17 protein-coding genes and 1 pseudogene are annotated in these 19,303 nt (G+C 67.6%); 15 read left to right on the forward strand and 3 right to left on the reverse strand.

Translation table 11 applies throughout. From position 1 onward, the window contains the following. Nucleotides 1-12 precede the first annotated feature (12 nt). The 8 genes from nadD (at nucleotide 13) to holA (ending at nucleotide 7,608) form a co-directional block, all read left to right on the forward strand. The gene (gene nadD, locus ABLE92_RS20950) at nucleotides 13-834 is read left to right on the forward strand and encodes a nicotinate-nucleotide adenylyltransferase (RefSeq protein WP_348806717.1); all 822 of its coding nucleotides are present in this window, start codon (nucleotides 13-15) and stop codon (nucleotides 832-834) included. Between the two features lie 67 nt (nucleotides 835-901). Then, nucleotides 902-1,348, forward strand: a complete 447-nt coding sequence (gene rsfS / locus ABLE92_RS20955; protein WP_348806718.1) for a ribosome silencing factor — start codon at nucleotides 902-904, stop codon at nucleotides 1,346-1,348. Continuing rightward, entirely contained in the window at nucleotides 1,345-2,058 is a 714-nt protein-coding gene (locus tag ABLE92_RS20960) for a histidine phosphatase family protein (RefSeq protein ID WP_348806719.1), read from the forward strand. The genes rsfS and ABLE92_RS20960 overlap by 4 nt, the downstream gene beginning before the upstream one ends. Nucleotides 2,059-2,063: 5 nt before the next feature. Then, nucleotides 2,064-2,813: a diglucosylglycerate octanoyltransferase gene (gene octT, locus ABLE92_RS20965; protein ID WP_348806720.1), complete on the forward strand. Its 750-nt coding sequence runs from the start codon at nucleotides 2,064-2,066 to the stop codon at nucleotides 2,811-2,813. A gap of 81 nt (nucleotides 2,814-2,894) precedes the next feature. Then, complete coding sequence (locus ABLE92_RS20970; protein ID WP_348806721.1) at nucleotides 2,895-3,758, forward strand: DegV family protein; 864 nt, start codon at nucleotides 2,895-2,897, stop codon at nucleotides 3,756-3,758. 122 nt (nucleotides 3,759-3,880) lie between these two features. Beyond that, nucleotides 3,881-5,104 carry a ComEA family DNA-binding protein gene (locus ABLE92_RS26225; RefSeq protein ID WP_425476118.1) on the forward strand — a complete coding sequence of 408 codons (1,224 nt, stop codon included), beginning with the start codon at nucleotides 3,881-3,883 and terminating at the stop codon, nucleotides 5,102-5,104. Next, on the forward strand, nucleotides 5,105-6,643 hold the full coding sequence (locus tag ABLE92_RS20980) for a ComEC/Rec2 family competence protein (RefSeq protein WP_348806722.1): 1,539 nt from the start codon (nucleotides 5,105-5,107) through the stop codon (nucleotides 6,641-6,643). It begins immediately after the preceding gene. Continuing rightward, a complete protein-coding gene (holA, locus tag ABLE92_RS20985; RefSeq protein WP_348806723.1) occupies nucleotides 6,631-7,608 on the forward strand; it encodes a DNA polymerase III subunit delta in 978 nt (325 codons plus the stop codon). The genes ABLE92_RS20980 and holA overlap by 13 nt, the downstream gene beginning before the upstream one ends. A 192-nt stretch (nucleotides 7,609-7,800) precedes the next feature. Here holA and rpsT read toward each other — a convergent pair whose 3' ends face one another. After that, nucleotides 7,801-8,061 carry a 30S ribosomal protein S20 gene (gene rpsT / locus ABLE92_RS20990; RefSeq protein ID WP_348806724.1) on the reverse strand — a complete coding sequence of 87 codons (261 nt, stop codon included), beginning with the start codon at nucleotides 8,059-8,061 and terminating at the stop codon, nucleotides 7,801-7,803. Between the two features lie 264 nt (nucleotides 8,062-8,325). On the opposite strand from rpsT, the gene ABLE92_RS20995 reads away from it, so the two are divergent. The 4 genes from ABLE92_RS20995 to ABLE92_RS21010 all read left to right on the forward strand — a co-directional run bounded on the left by ABLE92_RS20995 (nucleotide 8,326) and on the right by ABLE92_RS21010 (nucleotide 13,191). Next, the gene (locus ABLE92_RS20995) at nucleotides 8,326-9,489 is read left to right on the forward strand and encodes a sulfotransferase family protein (RefSeq protein WP_348806725.1); all 1,164 of its coding nucleotides are present in this window, start codon (nucleotides 8,326-8,328) and stop codon (nucleotides 9,487-9,489) included. A gap of 71 nt (nucleotides 9,490-9,560) precedes the next feature. Next, nucleotides 9,561-11,366, forward strand: coding sequence for a circularly permuted type 2 ATP-grasp protein (locus ABLE92_RS21000; RefSeq protein WP_348806726.1), 1,806 nt, complete (start codon nucleotides 9,561-9,563; stop codon nucleotides 11,364-11,366). Next, nucleotides 11,363-12,346, forward strand: a complete 984-nt coding sequence (locus ABLE92_RS21005; RefSeq protein WP_348806727.1) for an alpha-E domain-containing protein — start codon at nucleotides 11,363-11,365, stop codon at nucleotides 12,344-12,346. The genes ABLE92_RS21000 and ABLE92_RS21005 overlap by 4 nt, the downstream gene beginning before the upstream one ends. After that, complete coding sequence (locus ABLE92_RS21010; protein WP_348806728.1) at nucleotides 12,343-13,191, forward strand: transglutaminase family protein; 849 nt, start codon at nucleotides 12,343-12,345, stop codon at nucleotides 13,189-13,191. The genes ABLE92_RS21005 and ABLE92_RS21010 overlap by 4 nt, the downstream gene beginning before the upstream one ends. A gap of 27 nt (nucleotides 13,192-13,218) precedes the next feature. On the opposite strand, the gene ABLE92_RS21015 is transcribed toward ABLE92_RS21010, so the two are convergent. After that, nucleotides 13,219-13,638, reverse strand: a complete 420-nt coding sequence (locus ABLE92_RS21015) for a type II toxin-antitoxin system PemK/MazF family toxin (RefSeq protein ID WP_348806729.1) — start codon at nucleotides 13,636-13,638, stop codon at nucleotides 13,219-13,221. Continuing rightward, complete coding sequence (locus tag ABLE92_RS21020; protein WP_348806730.1) at nucleotides 13,635-14,282, reverse strand: alpha/beta hydrolase family protein; 648 nt, start codon at nucleotides 14,280-14,282, stop codon at nucleotides 13,635-13,637. The genes ABLE92_RS21015 and ABLE92_RS21020 overlap by 4 nt, the downstream gene beginning before the upstream one ends. A gap of 90 nt (nucleotides 14,283-14,372) precedes the next feature. Between ABLE92_RS21020 and lepA the strand changes: the two genes are divergently transcribed. The 3 genes and pseudogenes from lepA to ABLE92_RS21035 all read left to right on the forward strand — a co-directional run. Continuing rightward, nucleotides 14,373-16,289 carry a translation elongation factor 4 gene (gene lepA, locus ABLE92_RS21025; RefSeq protein ID WP_348806731.1) on the forward strand — a complete coding sequence of 639 codons (1,917 nt, stop codon included), beginning with the start codon at nucleotides 14,373-14,375 and terminating at the stop codon, nucleotides 16,287-16,289. After that, nucleotides 16,289-18,376: a M3 family metallopeptidase gene (locus ABLE92_RS21030; RefSeq protein ID WP_348806732.1), complete on the forward strand. Its 2,088-nt coding sequence runs from the start codon at nucleotides 16,289-16,291 to the stop codon at nucleotides 18,374-18,376. The genes lepA and ABLE92_RS21030 overlap by 1 nt, the downstream gene beginning before the upstream one ends. 491 nt (nucleotides 18,377-18,867) lie before the next feature. Then, nucleotides 18,868-19,303, forward strand: a pseudogene (locus ABLE92_RS21035) (hypothetical protein); the annotation flags it as partial.

The raw sequence follows: 19,303 nt of genomic DNA on the forward strand, positions 1-19,303 counted from the left end.
GACTGACCCTTCATGTCCTCCGACCGCCCGCAGGTGCGCCGTCGTATCGGTGTGATGGGTGGGACGTTCGATCCCATCCACAACGGTCACCTGGTGGCCGCGAGCGAGGTGGCGCACCGGTTCTCGCTGCATGAGGTGATCTTCGTGCCGACGGGGCGGCCGTGGCAGAAGTTGGCCGACGCCGGGAGCGGAGCGAGCGGGTCGAGTGAGGCCGACGCCGGGAGCGGAGCGAGCGGGTCGCATGTGACCGACGCCGGGAGCGGAGCGAGCGGGTCGAGTGAGGCCGACGCCGGGAGCGGAGCGAGCAGGTCTGCGGTGTCCGGCGAGGATGATCACAGCCGGTCGGTGAGTCCGGCCGAGGATCGGTATCTCATGACGGTGATCGCCACGGCGTCGAATCCGCGGTTCTCGGTGAGTCGTGTGGACATCGATCGTGAGGGTTTCACCTACACGGTCGACACGTTGCGTGATCTGCGGGCGATTCTCCCCGATGCCGAGTTGTACTTCATCACCGGTGCGGATGCGTTGGAGTCGATTCTGGGCTGGCAGAACTGGGAAGAATTGTTCGAGCTCGCGAACTTCGTGGGTGTGTCCCGCCCCGGATATGAGCTCAACGCCAGCCATCTGGCCCAGCATCTGCAGAAGTTGCCGCCGGATACCCTGCAGATGCTGGAGATCCCGGCCCTGGCCATCTCGTCGACGGAGTGCCGTGAGCGGGCGGCGCAAGGCCGCCCGGTGTGGTACCTGGTGCCCGATGGTGTGGTGCAATACATCGCGAAACGTCGGTTGTACCGTCCGCTCCGGAATAACTCGCCGAGAGTGTCGGCGCCGTGACGGAAGTATCGGTCGTCGGGTGTTCGGCGCCGACGGCAGTGGAGTGCAACGCAGTGAAAGGACTTGTGTGACTGCATCACCGGAGGCACTGGCGATGGCGCGGGTGGCCGCGTTGGCCGCCGAGGACAAACTCGGCCATGACGTGTCGGTCATCGATGTGTCCGAGCAACTCGTCATCACCGATCTGTTCGTGATCGCATCCGCCGACAATGAGCGGCAGGTCAATGCGATCACCGATGAGGTCGAGGACAAGATGCGCGAGGCCGGGTATCAACCGGTGCGCCGCGAGGGTACCCGCGAAGGTCGTTGGGCGCTTTTGGATTACATCGATGTGGTGGTCCACATCCAGCACAGCGACGAGCGTGCGTTCTATGCGCTCGAGGCGTTGTGGAAGGACTGTCCGACGGTCGAGATCACCGCTGAGTCCGATCCCGAGGTGTCCGAAACCGAGGCGTCCGATACCGAGGTGTCCGATACCGAGGCGTCCGAAACCGAGATCGGTTCCGGACAGTGAGCGGCGATCCCGACCAGGGGGATACCTCGGTCGAACGACTCACGCCGGTGGTGCGTCGGTTGATTCTGTTGCGGCACGGCCAGACCGGGTACAACGCGACGAGCCGGATGCAGGGACAGTTGGACACTGATTTGTCCGAACTCGGTGTGCAGCAGGCGAAAACGGTCGCTTCGGCTCTGGCCGAGAAGAATCCGATCAGCATCCGGTCGTCGGATCTGCGTCGTGCCCGGGACACGGCGGAGGCGTTGGCGCGGGCGACGGGGCTGGAGGTGAGCACCGACGAGCGGTTGCGTGAAACCCATCTCGGTGACTGGCAGGGGATGACGCATCTGGAGGTCGATGCGGCGATGCCGGGTGCGCGTGCGGTGTGGCGTGACGATGCGACGTGGCGTCCGCCGGGTGGGGAGAGTCGCGTCGACGTGGCGGCCCGGTCGGTGCCGGTGGTGGCTGAACTGGTTGCGACAGCGCAGGATTGGGGTACGGGTGAGTCGGGCGAGGGTCCGGTGGTGCTGGTCGCCCACGGTGGGATCATCGCGGCGTTGACGGCGGCGTTGCTGGATCTGCCGGTGGCGCGGTGGCCGGTGCTCGGCGGCCTGGCCAACACGAGCTGGGTGCAGCTGTCGGGTCACGGTCCGGCGGGTGAACCGCCGAAGTGGCGTCTGGATGTCTGGAATGCCTCGGCCGAGGTGGCCGATTCGGCGATCCAGTGACGTCGGTGTCGACGGGGGACCGGCGGACGGGTCCGGTCGGGGAGTCCGGGCTGTTGGTGTTGTCGGATTCCTTGGCGTATTACGGTCCTGCCGGTGGGCTGCCCGCCGACGACGAGCGCATCTGGCCGTCGATCGTGGGGCGACGGCTCGGCTTGCGGACCCGCCTGTTCGGTCGGGTCGGCTGGACCAGTCGTGACATCTGGTGGGCTTTGACGCAGGACCCGAACATCTGGGCGGCGGTCCCGAGCGCCCGGGTGGCGATCTTGGCGGTGGGTGGCATGGACAGTCTGCCGTCGCCGCTGCCGACGGCGCTGCGGGAGCAGATTCGCTATGTGCGCCCGGCGCGCTTGCGGCAGGTGGTGCGTGACGGCTATCAGTGGGTGCAACCGCGGGCCTCCCGCGTGGGGTGGCCGATGGCGTTGCCGCCGCGTGTCACCGTCGAGTACCTCGAGAAGGCGCGTGCGGCACTGTCTCATCTGCGGCCCGATCTGCCCATCGTCGTGTGTCTGCCGTCGACGCATCGCAGCCCGTACTACGGCCACGTGCATTCGGGGCGCATCCCGACGACCGCGGCGATGCGACGGTGGGCTCGTGAGCATGACCTGCCGATCGTCGATCTCCATCCGATCACCCGTGATGCCTTCGCCGATCCGGCGGCCGAGATGAATCCGGACGGCATCCACTGGGGCTTCGACTGCCATCGTCAGATCGCCGACGCCGTCGCCGCGGTCGCGGAGACCGCACTCCGCCGATGAGGCGGGTGCGTCATGTCCGGGGGTGCCGCGGTGATCTGCACCGTCGACAGCGGGTGTGGATGCACCGGCTAACGTAGACGGGTGCCTGTCGTTGTCGTCACAGATTCCTCGTCGCGGATCCCGCAAGCGGTGGCCGATCACTACCGGATCTCGGTGGTGCCGTTGCATTTGGCGCTCGACGGCGACGATTTCCGGGAGGGCGTCGACGACATCCCCGACGACCTGATCACCCGTGCCGGGGTGACCACCTCGGGTGCCAATCCGCGGGAGTTGACCGAGGTATTCGGCCGGGCGGTGGACGCCGGCGCAGGTGACGGTGTGGTGGCGGTGATGATGTCGCGGCGCTTGTCCGGCACCTGGAGTGCGGCGCGGTTGGCGGCCGAGGAGTATCCCGGGCAGATCCGGGTGGTGGACTCGCGTGCGGTGGGGCTGGGACTGGGGTTCGCGGCCATCGGGGCCGCTCAGGGGGCCGCGGCCGGTGACGATCGCGACCGGGTGTATGAGGCCGCGATCCGGCAGGCGTCGGTGACGGAGTCGATGATCTGTGTGCAGAATCTCGACAATCTGCGCAACAGCGGACGGATCAGCGCGGCCAGCAAACTGCTGGGATCGGCCCTGTCGATCAAACCGATCCTGGCGATCGACGACGGCTTGCTGGTCCTGCGGGAGAGGCAGCGTACCTTCTCGAAGGCGATGTCGCGGATGGTCGACGCCGCCGTCGAGTTCGCCGACGGCCGCCCGATGACCCTCGGTATCCAGCACTGTCAGGCCCCCGACCTCGCGGCCGAGGTCGCCGAGACGCTGCGCGGTCGACTCCGCGGGGTGACATCTCAGCTGACCGTCGATCTGGGACCGATCCTCGGCAGCCACATCGGGCCGGGCGCGGTCGGGGTGGTGCTGACCAGCCATCTCGACCCGATCGTGGGCGCCGACGACCTGTCCTGACACCGACGGCACCGCGTTGCGCGACGAGCGACTGTCCACAATCGGGCCTGCGTCCACAGGATCGGGCGGGCCGGGCGGAATCCGCACGATCGGGGCGAGGGTGATCTCCTACCGTCGTCGCCATGAGCGATTCGGCACAGATCCCTCGATCGGGCGGCGATGGCGGTCACCGCAACCCTCGACGCCGATCCGCGCTGGATCGATTGGCCGCGGTCCCCGCCCGGCAGGTGGTCGGCCGCGCAGCGGCGGGAGGTGACGGCCCCGATCCGGGCGATGCGGATTCCCGAGTGCCGGACTATCGTGCACCGGACCACGGCGAGCCCGACCATGTGCCTCCAGAGTACGTGCCTCCAGAGTATGTTCCTCCAGAATATGTTGCGCCCGAACATGATTCCACCGAGGAAGATGTGGATGGTGACGCGGGGCCTGGCCCGGGCGGTGATGGCGACGGGTGGCCCGTGGTGGCGACGCCGGCCTGGCTGACCCCGGCCGGCGGATCGCCTCGTTCGTCGTCGCCGTTGTCGTCGTCGCCCGGTCCGACCGGTTTCGGGATCGGTGACCTCGATGATCCCGACGGGCGGGACGACGATGACGAGCCGGACGGCGATCCGCCGGCGCGGCGGTTCGCGGTGGCGCCCCCGGCGGCCATCGCCATCATTCTGATCGGCATCATCGCCTGTGCCGCAGCAGGATTCGGACTTCTTCGGACATCGGAAGCGGCCCCGGCCGTGGACTTCCCGGCACCGGGGGCGAGTTCACCGCCGGCACCGGCGCCGGCGTCACCGGGCGCCTCGGCATCCTCGGAGGTGGTGGCACCGCCGACGCCGACGGCCACCCTGGTGGTCAGCGTCGTCGGGCTCGTCCACCGTCCGGGACTGGTGACGCTGCGCTCCTCGGCCCGGGTGGCCGATGCGATCGCGGCCGCGGGCGGTGCGCGCGCGGGTGCCGACACCGTGTCGCTCAATCTGGCGCAGGTGCTGCGGGACGGCGATCAGGTGCTGGTCGGGTATGCCGGGCCGGAAGGTCGGATGACGATGCGCAGTGCTGTCGTGTCGGGCGCGGGAACCGCTTCGAGCGCAACGGATTCCGGGACCGCATCAAGCGGGGCACCGGGCTCCGGCGCGGGTGGGTCGGGTGCGACGGCGTCCGGTGGTGGGCTGGTCAATCTGAACACGGCGTCGGAAACCGAATTGGATGCGTTGCCGGGTGTCGGGCCGGTGACCGCCAAGGCGATCATCGAGTGGCGCAGCCGCAGTGGGGGATTCTCTTCGGTGGATCAGCTCGGCGAGGTCGACGGAATCGGTCCGGCCCGCCTGGCCAAGCTGCGCGATCTGGTCACCGTGTGAATGCGGGACGCGGATGCGCGGTTGGTGGGGCCCGCGGTGGTGGTCTGGGCGGTGACGGCGCTCTGCCTGTCGTGTTCGCCGGCCGGAGCGATGACGGTGGCCGTGATCGCCGCGGTCGGCGGGGTCGTGATGGCCGGGCTGTGGTGGTCCGGGACCCTGCGGTGGGATCTCGTCGGCCCCGTGGTGATCTGTGCGGGACTGGCGGTGAGCGCCGCGACTGCCATCGCGTTGCGGTTGGAAGTGTCCGATCGTCACCCCGTCACCGACGTGCACGGCAAGACGACGATGGTGATCACGCTGCGTGAGGATCCGACCGCGTTCGGTCCGGCGGCGGCGGGACGGATCCGGGCCCGGGTCGAGATCGAGACCCTGGCCCGTCGGCCGGTCCGGCGGGCGAGTGCCGAACTCACCGGACGAACCGAGGACTGGGTGGGGCTGGTGCCCGGACAGCGGTTGCAGGTGGTGGTCTCGGTGCGTCCACCCCGCCCCGCCACCCTGTCGGTGGCCCGACTTGACGCGGTCGGAGCGCCCCACCTCCTCGGCCGTCCGCCGCCGCTGCAGCGGGCCGCTTCCCACATCAGGAACCGTCTGCAGCAGAGCGCGTCCCGTGCGTTGGCCCCCGACGCGTCGGGACTGTTTCCCGGGCTCGTCCTCGGAGACGAGAGCGCGGTGTCCGAGGATCTGCGGGAGGACTTCCGCGCCGCCGGACTGCTCCATCTCACGGCCGTCTCCGGCGCCAACTTCTCGCTGGTGGTGGGTGTGGTGATCGTGGCCGTGCGGCTCGCGGGTGGTTCGCCCCGGGTGGTCGCCGTCGCGGGGGCGGTGACGATCCTCGGATTCGTGATTCTGGTGCGGCCGTCGCCGAGCGTGCTGCGTGCCGCGATCATGGGCGCCGTCGGCCTGCTGGCGGTGCTGTCGGCGCGGCGCGCGCAGGCGTTGCCGGCGCTCGGTGCCGCGGTGATCGGTGCGGTGTTGTGGTGGCCGGAGTTGTCCAGGGAACCGGGATTCGTGCTGTCGGTGGTGGCGACCGCGGGACTGGTTGTGCTGGCGCCGGGATTGCGCGACGGACTGCGGCGAATTCGGGTTCCGGCCGGGGTGGCGGAGCTGGCGGCGATGGCCATCGCCGCGCAACTCGTGTCCGCGCCGATGATCGCGTATCTGACGGGGACCGTGAGTGTGGTGTCGGTGGTGGCCAATGTGGCGGTGGCGCCGGTGGTGGCGGTGATCGGGCTGGTGGGCACGTCGGCGGCGGTCGTCGGTGCCTTCGGCGTCGACGACGGGCTGCCGATCATGGTCTCGGAGTTCCTGATTCGCACGATGGCACCGGAGATGTGGTGGCTGATCGGCTGCGCGCGTCACCTCGGTGGGCTGCGGTGGGCGGTGTTCGAGGTGCCCGACGGTGCGATGGGCGCGCTGTGGGTCGGGGTGGCCACGGTGGTGGCGGCGGTCCTCATCCGGTTCGGTGCACCGCATGGCGTTGCGGTGGGGCGAGGAGCCCTCGCCCGGTGTCGGCGCGGTCTGGCACGATGGGCGCCGTGACCGAACGTCTGCATCTGCTCACCGGCGACGACGATTTCCTGACCGGCCGCGTCGTCGACGCCGTCGCCGCCGAACGCTCGGCGGCGAGTGGGGTCGACGTGCCCGTGACCCGGGTGCGGGCCGGTGATGTCACCGGTCCCGAGCTGGCCGAACTGCTCAGTCCGTCGTTGTTCGCCGACGAGCGGATCGTGGTGATCGAGTCCGCCGCCGAGGCGGGGAAACAACCGGCCGCGCTGATCGCCGAGACGGCACGCGCTCTGCCCGACGGCATCACCCTGCTGGTGATCCACACCGGCGGCGGCCGGGCCAAGGCGTTGGCCGGCGATCTGCGCAAGGCCGGTGCCGTCGAACACGAATGTGTCGCGCCCCGGTGGCCGTCGGAGCGGATTGCCTTCGTACGCAACGAGTTCCGCACCCTGGGGGTGCGGGTGTCCAACGACGTCGTGGAATTGATCGTCGAGTCGGTGGGGGCTCAGCTTCGAGAACTGGCCGCGGCGTGCAGTCAGTTGGTGGCCGACACCGGCGGCAAGGTCGACGAGGACTCGGTGCGTCTGTACTACCAGGGCCGGCCGGAGGTGACGGGATTCGAGGTGGCCGACAGGGCCGTGGCGGGGGATCGGTCGGGAGCGCTGGAGTCGTTGGCCTGGGCGATGCATCACGGTGTCCCCCGCGTGCTCCTCGCCGATGCGCTCGCCGAGGCCGTGCACGCCATCGCCCGGGTCCGGGCCCTGGGCAACGTCGACGCCTCCGCGGCCGCCGAACTCGGCATGTCACCGAAACGCGTGAAGAACGCCCAGGCGCAGGGCCGGGCGTGGGATTCGGAGTCGATCGCCGCGGCGGTGGTCGTGGTGGCCGGCCTCAACGGGGATGTGAAGGGTCAGGCTGCCGACGCGGACTTCGCACTGACGGACGCCGTGGCGCGGGTGGCCTCGCTGCGTCCGGGTGGCCGGCGCCGCGCCGGCTGAGCGAGGCGAATTCCGGCGCATCGTCGCCCGACCTGCTCCAGTGCTCGGCGTCGCGTCGACATGTCGTGGCGCCACCACGCACTCCACCCCGGTGACCGCGTGGGAGTCACCGGGGTGGAAGGTGCGTGTCAACGTCCCGGCGCTGCCGCTCGGTTGGGGCGCGCTGCGGGCCGTTGTCGGCTCAGTCGAGGATCAGAGCTTGTTGAGAGCCAGCGCCATCGCCGACTTCTTGTTGGCGGCCTGGTTGGCGTGGATGACGCCCTTGCCGGCAGCCTTGTCCAGCTTGCGGCTGGTGCTGGCGAGGAGCTCGCCGGCCTTGTCCTTGTCGCCGGCGTCGACGGCCTCGCGGAATCCGCGGATGGCGGTACGCAGCGACGAGCGCACCGACTGGTTGCGCTGACGGCGGACCTCGTTGGTCCGGTTACGCTTGATCTGCGACTTGATGTTTGCCACGCGTGTCTACCTCGTCTGTTCGTTCGGTGTTGTTGGTCGTTCGGTGTCTGGTCTTCGTCGGCGGGTTCCGGAGTTGCGCTCGCGCGCCGCGTCCGGGTCCAGCCCCGAGCAGGTCGGATACGGTGGCCAGGGACGGTCCGGATCGACACTGCGACAGCGATCGAGTTTACCAGCCGGAAACCGGCGCACCCAAATCGTCGCGGGAGCACCTCCGGGGCGGTGCACAGTGAACGTAGGGGAATCACCGCTACGGTGACTCCCATCATGTCAGTTGTATACATCCATGTAGGACTTCCCAAGACCGGCACCACCCATGTGCAGAACCGGCTCTGGCGTAACCGTGACCTCGCGCTGCGGGAGTCCGGACTGCTGTATCCGGGCAACTCGATGGCTGATCACTTCCACGCCGCCGTTCATCTGCAGCCCGAGCGGTATCTGGACTGGGTCGATCCGGCGTTCGCCGACGTCTGGCCGACGATGGTCGCTCAGATGAAGGCGTGGCCGGGGTCGTCGTTGATCTCTCACGAGTTGTTTTCGACGGCCAACGAGGCACAGATCGCGACCCTGCTCGACGACGTGTCCTTCGCCGACGAGGTGCACGTGATCGCCACCGTTCGTGACCTCGCCCGCCAGCTTCCGTCGTCGTGGCAGGAGAATGTGAAGAATCAGCGCCGGGCCTCGTTCACCGAGTTCGTCGAGTCGGTGCGTGCGCATTCGCGGCCGGGGCCGGGGCAACCCGCTCCCGCCGACCTGCCCGCCGGTGTGGCGGTCGAGGAGGAACCCTTCTGGGAATTCCAGGACTACGTCGCGATCCTGGCGCGATGGGCCGCGCAGGTCGGCGGCGATCGGGTCCACGTGGTGACGGTGCCACGCACCCGCGGGGTGGCAGGTGACGGCCTGTGGGAGCGATTCCTGGGTGTCCTCGGCGTCGATCCCGACCCGTTGACCGTTGAGGTGGCCGAGCTGAACCTGTCGTTGTCGGCCGCGCAGGCGGATTGCGTCCGCGCGCTCAACCTGCGGCTGCAGCCCGAGGACATCGAGTGGCAGCGCTACGAGAACATCGTCAAGAAGATCGTCGTCGCGCAGATCATGGGCGCTCAACCCCGGGGGCCGGCGCAGGGACTCTCGGCATCGCACCGGGTGTGGGCGGCCAGTCAGGCCCAGGCGATGACCGCGGCGATCACCTCGGCGGGATATCGGGTGGTCGGCAGCATCACCGATCTCGGGGTGAGCCGTGACGTCGACTCGGCGACGCTCGAACCGTCCACCGACGAGGTCCTCGATGTGGCACTGGACACGTTGGCCGAGGTGATCAAGGTCATGCCGATCCCGGTCGAAGCGCGGCGTCTGCGCACGCGGGCGAAGGATGTCGTGCGGCGCTCCCGACGACGCCTGCTCGGCCTGCGGAGGGTTTCGCGGGACGCGTGATGGTGGTGGTGGCCGCGACGCGCGGCCCGACCACCATGCCGAGTCGGGCGATCTGAGGCAACATGTCACCCATGAGCCCTACATCGACTGATTCGTCGGCCAAGAAGGCGCGCAAGACTGCCGCCGGAAAGGCCTCCACCCCGAAGTCCGCGGATGCCAAGTCGGCGTCGAATGGGCGGGGCGGTCGGTCGAAATCGGTCAAGGTGTCCGAAAATCCCACGGCGACAGGGATTTTTGCGGGCTACAAGAATGCCAAGTCGTTCGGCCGGGCCTTTGACGAGATGTTCGACGCCGACGGCGAGGTCCGCCCGGCCTACCGCGGCATCTTCAAGGTCATGGCGCAATCCGAACGCGCCGACATCGACGCGCGTATCGACGCGCTCGGACGCGCCTTCATCGATCAGGGCGTCACCTTCTCGCTGTCGGGAAAGGAACGTCCCTTCCCGTTGGATGTTGTGCCACGCGTGATTTCGGCATCGGAGTGGTCCAAACTCGAGGCCGGGATCACCCAGCGGGTGCAGGCACTGGAACTGTTCCTCGACGACATCTACGGAGAGCAGGAGATCCTGCGTGACGGTGTGCTGCCCAAACGTCTGGTGCACTCGTGTGAACATTTCCATCGGCAGGCCGCAAACATCCGTCCGCCCAACGGGGTTCGTATCCACGTCGCCGGCATCGACCTGATCCGCGATGCCAACGGCGACTTCCGGGTGCTGGAGGACAACCTGCGATCGCCCTCGGGCGTGTCCTACGTCATGGAGAACCGGCGCACCATGGCACGGGTTTTCCCCGACCTGTTCTCCTCCCACCGGGTCCGGGCCGTGGCCGACTACCCAGGCCACCTGCTGCGCGCCCTGCGCGCATCGGCGGCCTTCAACGAGGCCGACCCCAACATCGTCGTGCTCACCCCGGGTGTGGCCAACTCCGCCTACTTCGAGCATTCGCTGCTCGCCCGGCTCATGGGCGTCGAGCTCGTCGAAGGCCGAGACCTGTTCTGTCGCGACAACGTGGTCTACATGCGCACCACCGAGGGTGAGCAACGCGTCGACGTCATCTACCGACGCATCGACGACGACTTCCTCGACCCGATGCAGTTCCGTCCGGATTCGATGCTCGGCGTGGCGGGCCTGCTCAACGCCGCACGGGCGGGCAACGTGGTGATCTCCTCGGCGGTCGGCAACGGCGTCGGTGACGACAAACTGATCTACACCTATGTGCCCGAGATCATCGACTACTACCTCGGTGAGAAACCGATCATCTCCAACGTCGACACCCTGCGATGCTGGTTGCCCGAGGAATGCGAGGAGGTCCTCGATCGCATCGACGAACTCGTCGTCAAGCCGGTGGAGGGTTCCGGTGGATACGGGATCGTCTTCGGTCCCGACGCCACCAAGGCCGAACTCGACACCCTGGCGCGCAAGGTCCGCAGCGATCCGCGCGGCTGGATCGCGCAGCCGGTGGTGCAGTTGTCGACGGTGCCGACGAAGGCCGGCGATCAGCTCAGCCCGCGGCACGTGGATCTGCGGCCCTTCGCGGTCAACGACGGCGAGTCGGTGTGGGTGCTGCCCGGCGGGTTGACCCGAGTCGCCCTGCCGGAGGGGTCGCTGGTGGTCAACTCCAGCCAGGGCGGTGGATCGAAGGACACCTGGGTGCTGGCCTCGCGCAGCTCCGAGGGGGAGCGTGAACTCGCCGGGGTGAAGGTGGTCAACAAGAGCGGGGTGGCCGCGGCACGCCCGGCCGAGAGTGCCCCGGATCCGCTGCTCCAGCAGACGCAGCAACAACAGCAGTCGGGGCAGGGTCACCCGCAATCCCAGTCGCAGTCCCAATCCCAATCCCAGTCGCAGAAGCGTTCCCGACAAGGCGGTGATCTCCGATGATGCTCGCGCGTAACGCCGAGTCGCTCTACTGGATCGGACGGTACGTCGAACGAGCCGACGACATGGCCCGCATCCTCGACGTGGCGATTCATCAGCTGCTCGAGGACACCACGGCCGATGTCGACGAACACGTGCGCCTGGTGATCCAGGTCCTCGGTCTCGAGGTTCCCGACATCGACGACGAACTCGACGTGTGGGCGCTGACCGAGCGGGTCGCCTACAACAAGGATGCCGTCGGATCGATCGTCGATCTGATCCGGTCGGCCCGCGAGAATGCCCGCGGCGCCCGGGAGGTCACCTCCAGCGAGATGTGGGAGTGCCTCAACACGACGTACAACGGCCTCGCCGACTCCGAGCGCCGGGCCCGGCGCCTCGGTCCGCACGAGTTCCTCAGCTACGTCAAGAATCGTGCCGCGATGTTCGCCGGCCTGGCGGACGCCACCCTCAGCCACGACGACGGCTACCGATACCTGCTGCTGGGGCGGTCGGTGGAACGCGTCGACATGACGATCCGCATGCTGCTGGCCCGTGCCGGTGACCGGGCCGGTTCGCCCGCGTGGGTCAACGTGCTGGTGTCGGCGGGGGCCCACGACACCTTCCTGCGCACCTACCGAGGCGTGCTCAACGCCGAGAACATCGTCGAGTTCATGTTGCTCGATCGCCTGTTCCCGCGGTCGGTGTTCCATGCCCTGTCGGTCGCCGAACACAACCTCGCCGACCTGGAGAAGGGCCCCAGCCGCACCGGCGCCCAGGCCGAGGCGGTGCTCCTGCTGGGTCGGGCACGTAGCTCGCTGGAATTCCTGGAGCCGGGCGATCTGCTCGACGGCCTGCAGGACCGCCTACTCGACCTGCAGGACACCTGCCGAGCGGTCAACGAGGCCGTCACCAACCAGTACTTCCATGTGTCGCCATATGTGTCGTGGGCCGATGCCCGGGTGAGCGACGGCGAAGAGCACGTCATCGAGGAGAGTGAACTGTGAGCTGGCGACTGAGGGTCGTGCATTCGACGGGCTTCGCCTACAAGAGCCCGGTGACCTCGTCGTACAACGAGGCCCGGTTGACTCCGCGCAGCGACAACCGGCAGAACGTCATCGTCAACCGCGTCGAGACGGTGCCCGCCACCCGCTCCTACCGATACACCGACTACTGGGGGTCGGCGGTCACCGCCTTCGACCTGCACGCCCCGCACGAGGAACTCGAGGTGTCGGGGATGTCGGTGGTGGAGACCGAGGCCGGCGAACGCCCCGACGACGACCGCAAACGCGATTGGGAGGGCATCCGCAACGCGGAGGTCGAGGACCGCTACGACGAGATGCTGTCCAACACCGCCTATGTGCCACGCAACCGGTCGTTGGTGGCTACCGCCCGGCGCCTGACCAAGGGGCTGGATCCGGAGGAGGCGGTGGAGACGATCTGCCGGTACGTCCATCAGGAGATGGAGTACGTTCCGGGCACCACCGGCGTGCACACCACCGCGGTCGACGCGTGGAACGAACGCAAGGGTGTGTGCCAGGACTACGCCCACCTGACCCTGCTGATGCTGCGTGGCCTGGGCATCCCGTCGCGATACGTCTCGGGCTACCTGCATCCGAAGCCGAATGCGGCGATCAACAAGACCGTCGAGGGGCAGAGTCACGCGTGGATCGAGGCGTGGACCGGTGGTTGGTGGGGGTACGACCCGACCAACGACACCCCGATCAGCGAACAGCATGTCTCGGTGGGGGTCGGACGCGACTACTCCGACGTGTCGCCGCTCAAGGGCATCTACACCGGTGGACAGGCCACCGATCTCGACGTCGTCGTGGAGATCACCCGACTGGCCTGAGCCGCGGGCCCTCAGGGCCGGCCGTGCTCAGGCCCAGCCGTATTCGCTGCGCAGCCGGGCGGCGATGCGATCGAAGCGCGCGCGCTCGAGGATCGCGCCCTCGCGACGGATGCCGGTTTCGGCGACGAGGATGATGCGGTCGAGGCGGACGAAACTGTCGCGGCCCTCGGCATCCCATGTGCCGCTGCCGAGTTCCATCCAGTTCTCGTCGTCGCGTCGGCGGTCCCGGCTCGACAACATCAGCCCGAGCAGTATGTCGGCGGCGTCGGCGCGGGCAGTGCGGCCCACCACCAGGACCGGCCGGTCCTTGCCCTGATGTGGGTCGTCCTCGTAGACCACCCACGTCCACACGATCTCGCCCGGGTCGGCGGCGCCGTCGAGGTCGGGGGCGTAGACGACGTGGCGCGCGAGGTCGGCGGTGGGCCGGTGCTGCGGCGTCGGGGTCATCGGGTTCCTTTGGTGAGCAGGTCGGCGACCGCGTCGGCGGCCAGGGGAGCGGTGGGCTTGCGGTCGGGTTTGAGGTCGTGCCCGGCCTTGTCGATCTCGACGAGCCGGTGCGGCGCGCCGATCAGTGCCATGGCGGCGGTGATCTCGTCGGTGGTGGCGAACGGGTCGGTCGAGCCGTGCACGATCACCGTCGGGACGGTGATGTCGGGCAGGTGCTCGGTACGGGCCCGTTCGGGTTTACCGGGCGGATGCAGTGGGTAGCTGCTGAGGAGCAGCAGGTCAGCGCCGCCGCCGTCCTCGGCGATCACCATCGACGCCTGGCGGCCGCCATAGGAGTGTCCGCCGACGATGAGCGGTCCGGCGGCCTCGTCGCGCAGCAGTGCGATCGCCGCTTGGATGCCGTCACGGTCGGCGGCGGCCGTCGACGGACTCGGTGGGCCCTTGGGCCGTCGTTGCCGATACGGCAGGTCGATCCGTGCCACCGCGTAGCCGCGGCGGCAGAACTCGTCGGCGTAGGCGTGCAGGATCTTCGCGTCGCGGTTGCCGCCGGCGCCGTGCGCGAGGATCACGACGCCGATCGGTTCGGTGTCGGGTCGGTGCACATCGGCGACGACGCCGTCGGCGGAGCGGGACTGGACGGTCATGGATGACAACTTAGTCACGACGTGGGGTCACGACGGTGTGCACCGGCGGCGTGCCGGGCGCCACCGTCGCCGACGGGCACCTGCGAGGTCATGAGAAACTGGAGCGAAGACCGCATCAGCTGTCGGGGTCACCCCCCGTCAGCCAACGAGGAGCCGATCCACATTCCCAGTTTCGCCGACACCACCTTCACCGATCCCGCGCAGATCCGGAACTTCTGCATCATCGCCCACATCGACCATGGCAAGTCGACGCTGGCCGATCGCATGCTGCAGTTGACCGGCGTCGTCGAGGAACGCGAGATGCGTGCCCAGTACCTCGACCGGATGGACATCGAGCGGGAACGCGGCATCACCATCAAGGCGCAGAACGTCCGGCTGCCCTGGAAGGTCGGCGACGACGACTACGTCCTGCACCTCATCGACACCCCCGGCCACGTCGACTTCACCTACGAGGTGTCCCGGGCGCTCGAGGCGTGCGAGGGTGCGGTGCTGCTCGTCGACGCGGCCCAGGGGATCGAGGCACAGACCCTGGCGAATCTGTACCTGGCGATGGAGAACGACCTCACCATCATCCCGGTCCTTAACAAGATCGATCTGCCCGCCGCCGACCCCGACCGGTACGCCGGCGAGATCGCGCACATCATCGGGTGCGAACCCGACGAGGTGCTGCGGGTGTCCGGCAAGACCGGCGTGGGCGTCCCGGAGCTGCTCGACGAGGTGATCCGGCAGGTACCGGCGCCGCAGGGCGATCCCGATGCCCCGGCCCGCGCGATGATCTTCGACTCGGTCTACGACACCTACCGGGGCGTGGTCACCTACGTGCGTGTGGTCGACGGCAAGATCGTGCCTCGCGAGAAGATCGCGATGATGTCGACCGGCGCCACCCACGAATTGCTCGAGGTGGGCATCGTCTCGCCGGAGCCGAAACCGTCCAAGGGACTCGGCGTCGGTGAGGTCGGTTACCTCATCACCGGCGTGAAGGACGTGCGTCAGTCCAAGGTCGGTGACACGGTGACCACCGCCCGGCACGGTGCCACCGAGCCGCTGACCGGCTACCGGGAACCGCGTCCGATGGTCTACTCGGGTCTGTACCCGGTGGACGGTTCGGACTACCCCGTGCTGCGTGATGCGCTGGACAAGCTGCAACTCAACGACGCCGCGCTCACCTACGAGCCGGAGACCTCCGTGGCGCTCGGATTCGGATTCCGTTGCGGTTTCCTGGGTTTGCTGCACATGGAGATCACCCGGGAACGCCTCGAGCGCGAGTTCGACCTGAACCTGATCTCCACCGCCCCCAACGTCGTCTACCGGGTGGTCATGGAGGACGGCGAAGAGCACGTCGTGACCAATCCGTCGGACTGGCCGGACGGCAAGGCCCGCAACATCTTCGAGCCCATCGTCAAGACCACCATCATCGCGCCGAGTGAGTTCATCGGCGCGATCATGGAACTGTGTCAGTCGCGGCGCGGTGAACTGGGCGGCATGGATTACCTGTCGGAAACCCGCGTCGAGATGCGGTACACGATGCCGATGGCCGAGATCATCTTCGACTTCTTCGACTCGCTGAAATCGCGGACCCGCGGTTACGCCAGCCTCGACTACGAGGAGGCCGGCGAGCAGGAGGCCGATCTGGTGAAGGTCGACATCCTGTTGCAGGGTGAGGCGGTCGACGCCTTCAGTGCCATCGTGCACCGCGACGCGGCGTTCACCTACGGCAACAAGATGGCCACCAAACTCAAGGAACTCATCCCGCGGCAGCAGTTCGAGGTGCCGGTGCAGGCCGCCATCGGCTCGAAGATCATTGCGCGCGAGAACATCCGGGCAATCCGCAAGGACGTGCTCGCCAAGTGCTACGGCGGCGACATCAGCCGTAAGCGCAAGCTGCTCGAGAAGCAAAAAGAAGGCAAGAAGCGCATGAAGACCATCGGTCGCGTGGATGTGCCGCAGGAGGCTTTCGTTGCGGCGTTGTCGACCGACTCGATGGGTGACAAACCGAAGGGGAAGTGATGACCTCAGCCGGACCTGCAGTCAATCCTGTTCTGGCCCATAGCGATCTGCCGCACGGATTGCCCGACTTCGCGTCGATCACCGACGACGATTTTCTGCCGGCCTTCGGTGAGGCGATGGCCACGCATCTCGACGAGATCGCCGAGATCGCCGGCAACCCGGTGGCACCCACCTTCGCCAACACCATCGAGGCGCTGGAGTTCTCCGGCCGCGACCTGGCGCGGGCCTCGGGGATCTTCTTCAATCTCGTCGGCCCGGACACGAACCCGAAGCGCAACGAGATCTCGCAGGAACTCTCGACCCGGCTGACCGATCATGCGAACTCCATCGCGATGAATCCGGAACTGTTCGAACGGATCTCATCCCTGCACGAGAAGGCGGACGATCTCGGCCTGACCGAGGCACAGCGACGGTTGCTCGATACCCGCTACCGCGACGCGGTGCGGGCGGGCGCCGGACTCAACGGGACCGAACAGGATGAGATGCGTCAGATCTCGTCGCGTCTGGCGTACCTGAGCACCACGTTCTCGCAGAAGATCCTCGACGACACCAACGATTCGGCGGTCCTCGTCACCGATGTCGCCGAACTCGCGGGGATGTCGAAGGGCGCGATCGCCTCGGCCCGCCGTGCCGCGGCGGACGCCGGTCACGAATCGGGTTACCTCCTGACGTTGGAACTCCCGACGAGTCAGTCGGTGCTGACCGAGTTGGGTGATGTCGGCACGCGGCAGCGGGTGTTCGACGCATCGGTCGGTCGGTGTTCGCGTGGCAATGACTTCGACACGCGCGAGACCGTTCTGGAGATCGTGCGCCTGCGGGCACGGCGTGCCGAGTTGCTCGGCTACCGCGATCATGCGGGGTATGTCATCGCCGAACAGACGGCACCGAATCCGGCGGCCGTGGATGATCTGCTCGGGGAGCTGATCACGGCTGCGATGCGTGCCGGTGGTGCCGAACTCACCTCCCTGACCGAGTTCGCGCGCTCGGTCGACCCCGATGCGGAGATCGGGGCCGCCGACGTCACGTATTGGCTTGCGCGTCAGCGGCGGTCGTCGTCGGAGATCGATCTCGATGCCTTCGCCGACTACTGCGACCTCGACACCGTGATCACCCGCGGGGTGTTCTACGCGGCGGGCAAACTCTACGGACTGAGCTTCACCGAACGACCCGATCTGCACGCCTACCATCCCGACGTCCGCGTCTGGGAGGTCTTCGATGAGCACGGCACGAGCATCGGCTTGTTCCTCGGCGACTATTACGCGCGGCCGTCCAAGCGGGGCGGGGCATGGATGAGCAACATCGTCGATCAGTCGACGATCCTGGCAACCCAGCCGATCATCGTCAACGTGCTCAATGTGCCCAAACCCGATGGGGATTCGCCGGCACTCCTGAGTGTCGATCAGCTCACCACCCTCTTCCACGAGTTCGGTCACGCGCTGCACGGGCTGCTGTCGGCGGTGGACTACCCCTCGCAGTCGGGAACCTCGGTGCCGCGGGACTTCGTCGAATTCCCGTCGCAGGTCAACGAGATGTGGGCGCTGCATCCCGACGTGTTGGCGAACTATGCACGCCATCATGAGACAGGGGAGCCCATCCCGGCCGAACTCGCGGACGCGGCGCGCGCCAATGCCGGCGCCGACACCGCGCACGGCACCATCGAATACCTGGCGGCCTCCGCCCTCGACCTGGCCTGGCACCGGCTGTCCGTCGAGCAGGCCGCGGCCGTCGAGAACGTGGAGGTGTTCGAGGCCAACGCATTACATGAGGCCGGCGTCGGTACCGAGTTGATCCCACCGCGGTACCGCAGCGCCTACTTCAACCACATCTTCGGCGGCGGCTACTCGGCCGGCTACTACTCCTACATCTGGTCCGAGGTCCTCGACGCCGAGACCGAACAGTGGTTCCTCGCCGAGGGTGGCCTGCTGCGCGACAACGGCAAACGGTTCGCCGACTCCACCTTGTCGCGCGGCGACAGCGTGGATCCACTTGTGGCGCATGAGCACCTGATCGGCCACACGCCGCAGATCGGTCCGTTGATGCGTCGGCGTGGATTGGTGGCGGCGGGTTCGGAGTCGGGCGGGGCGTGACCCTGCTCGAGCGGCAGCTTCCCCCGCTGGCCGAGTGCGCCGCGCGAGCGAAGCGAGCTCGTCGCGTATCCGCCGGGCCGAGCTTGTCGAGGTCGAGACCACTTCCGTGAGCTGAAAACAGCACGTAAGCAACAGCTTCCACTCACCATGGTGGCCTCGATACGGGGCTCCGCAAGCTCCGCCCCACTCGGCCAGCGGTGGGCAACGCCCGCTGGTCAAGCGCACGCACCCTCCGTTGGTCGAGCCGGTCCGTGCGTCCCTCTGCCCGAGTAGCCCTCCCGCTGGTCGAGCCGGTCCGGAGCGATAGCGCAGGACCGTGTCGAGACCTCCGCAACCCGACAGCCAAACCAGCCCGCCGCCAACTGAACACAGATCTCCCGACGCGGACAGCGTTCACCCCCAACCGCTTCCACGGCGATCAGTTTTGTCAGTGGTCGTCGCTACACTTGACTCAGTTCAGTTGATCCGACGGAGCAGAGGGGGTGAACACCATGGCCGACACAATGATTCAGACCAATCAAGTTCCGGAACTGTCGATGACCGCCGACGACGCAGCCATGATCGATCACCTTCCCGTCGAGGCGGCCACCGCTCTGGCTCGATCTCTGCAGCGCCAGGAACGGCAGGTGATCGCGCGGAAGGTGCTCTCCGCGGCGCGGATCGGGCACACCGTGTACGACGAGATGCTGCTCTCGGGTCACATGACCAACGTGCACACCACCGGTGCCGTCGACAAGAGTGCCACCGGCAAGGTATCCACCGCTCTCGGAGTGTCGGTGCCGCAAGCGACGGCGTGGATGACGTTGAGCTTTCTGCTGTCGACGCTCCCGACGGTGACTGCGGCGTTCCTGGACGGTGATCACTCCCTGGAACGTATCCGCATCATCGCCAACGAGATCGTCGTCCTGTCCGACGACGACGTCCGCG

The sequence above is a fragment of the Gordonia oleivorans genome (genome assembly GCF_040044975.1).
In the GTDB taxonomy this organism is placed as follows: domain Bacteria; phylum Actinomycetota; class Actinomycetes; order Mycobacteriales; family Mycobacteriaceae; genus Gordonia; species Gordonia oleivorans.

What these genes read in the sequence shown, in the direction of transcription:
- nadD (WP_348806717.1), top strand. Translation starts at nt 13, where the DNA reads ATGTCCTCCGACCGCCCGCAGGTGCGCCGTCGTATCGGTGTGATGGGT.
- ABLE92_RS26225 (WP_425476118.1), top strand. Translation starts at nt 3,881, where the DNA reads ATGAGCGATTCGGCACAGATCCCTCGATCGGGCGGCGATGGCGGTCAC.
- ABLE92_RS20980 (WP_348806722.1), top strand. Translation starts at nt 5,105, where the DNA reads ATGCGGGACGCGGATGCGCGGTTGGTGGGGCCCGCGGTGGTGGTCTGG.
- holA (WP_348806723.1), top strand. Translation starts at nt 6,631, where the DNA reads ATGGGCGCCGTGACCGAACGTCTGCATCTGCTCACCGGCGACGACGAT.
- ABLE92_RS20995 (WP_348806725.1), top strand. Translation starts at nt 8,326, where the DNA reads ATGTCAGTTGTATACATCCATGTAGGACTTCCCAAGACCGGCACCACC.
- ABLE92_RS21000 (WP_348806726.1), top strand. Translation starts at nt 9,561, where the DNA reads ATGAGCCCTACATCGACTGATTCGTCGGCCAAGAAGGCGCGCAAGACT.
- ABLE92_RS21005 (WP_348806727.1), top strand. Translation starts at nt 11,363, where the DNA reads ATGATGCTCGCGCGTAACGCCGAGTCGCTCTACTGGATCGGACGGTAC.
- ABLE92_RS21015 (WP_348806729.1), bottom strand. Translation starts at nt 13,638, where the DNA reads ATGACCCCGACGCCGCAGCACCGGCCCACCGCCGACCTCGCGCGCCAC.
- ABLE92_RS21020 (WP_348806730.1), bottom strand. Translation starts at nt 14,282, where the DNA reads ATGACCGTCCAGTCCCGCTCCGCCGACGGCGTCGTCGCCGATGTGCAC.
- lepA (WP_348806731.1), top strand. Translation starts at nt 14,373, where the DNA reads ATGAGAAACTGGAGCGAAGACCGCATCAGCTGTCGGGGTCACCCCCCG.
- ABLE92_RS21030 (WP_348806732.1), top strand. Translation starts at nt 16,289, where the DNA reads ATGACCTCAGCCGGACCTGCAGTCAATCCTGTTCTGGCCCATAGCGAT.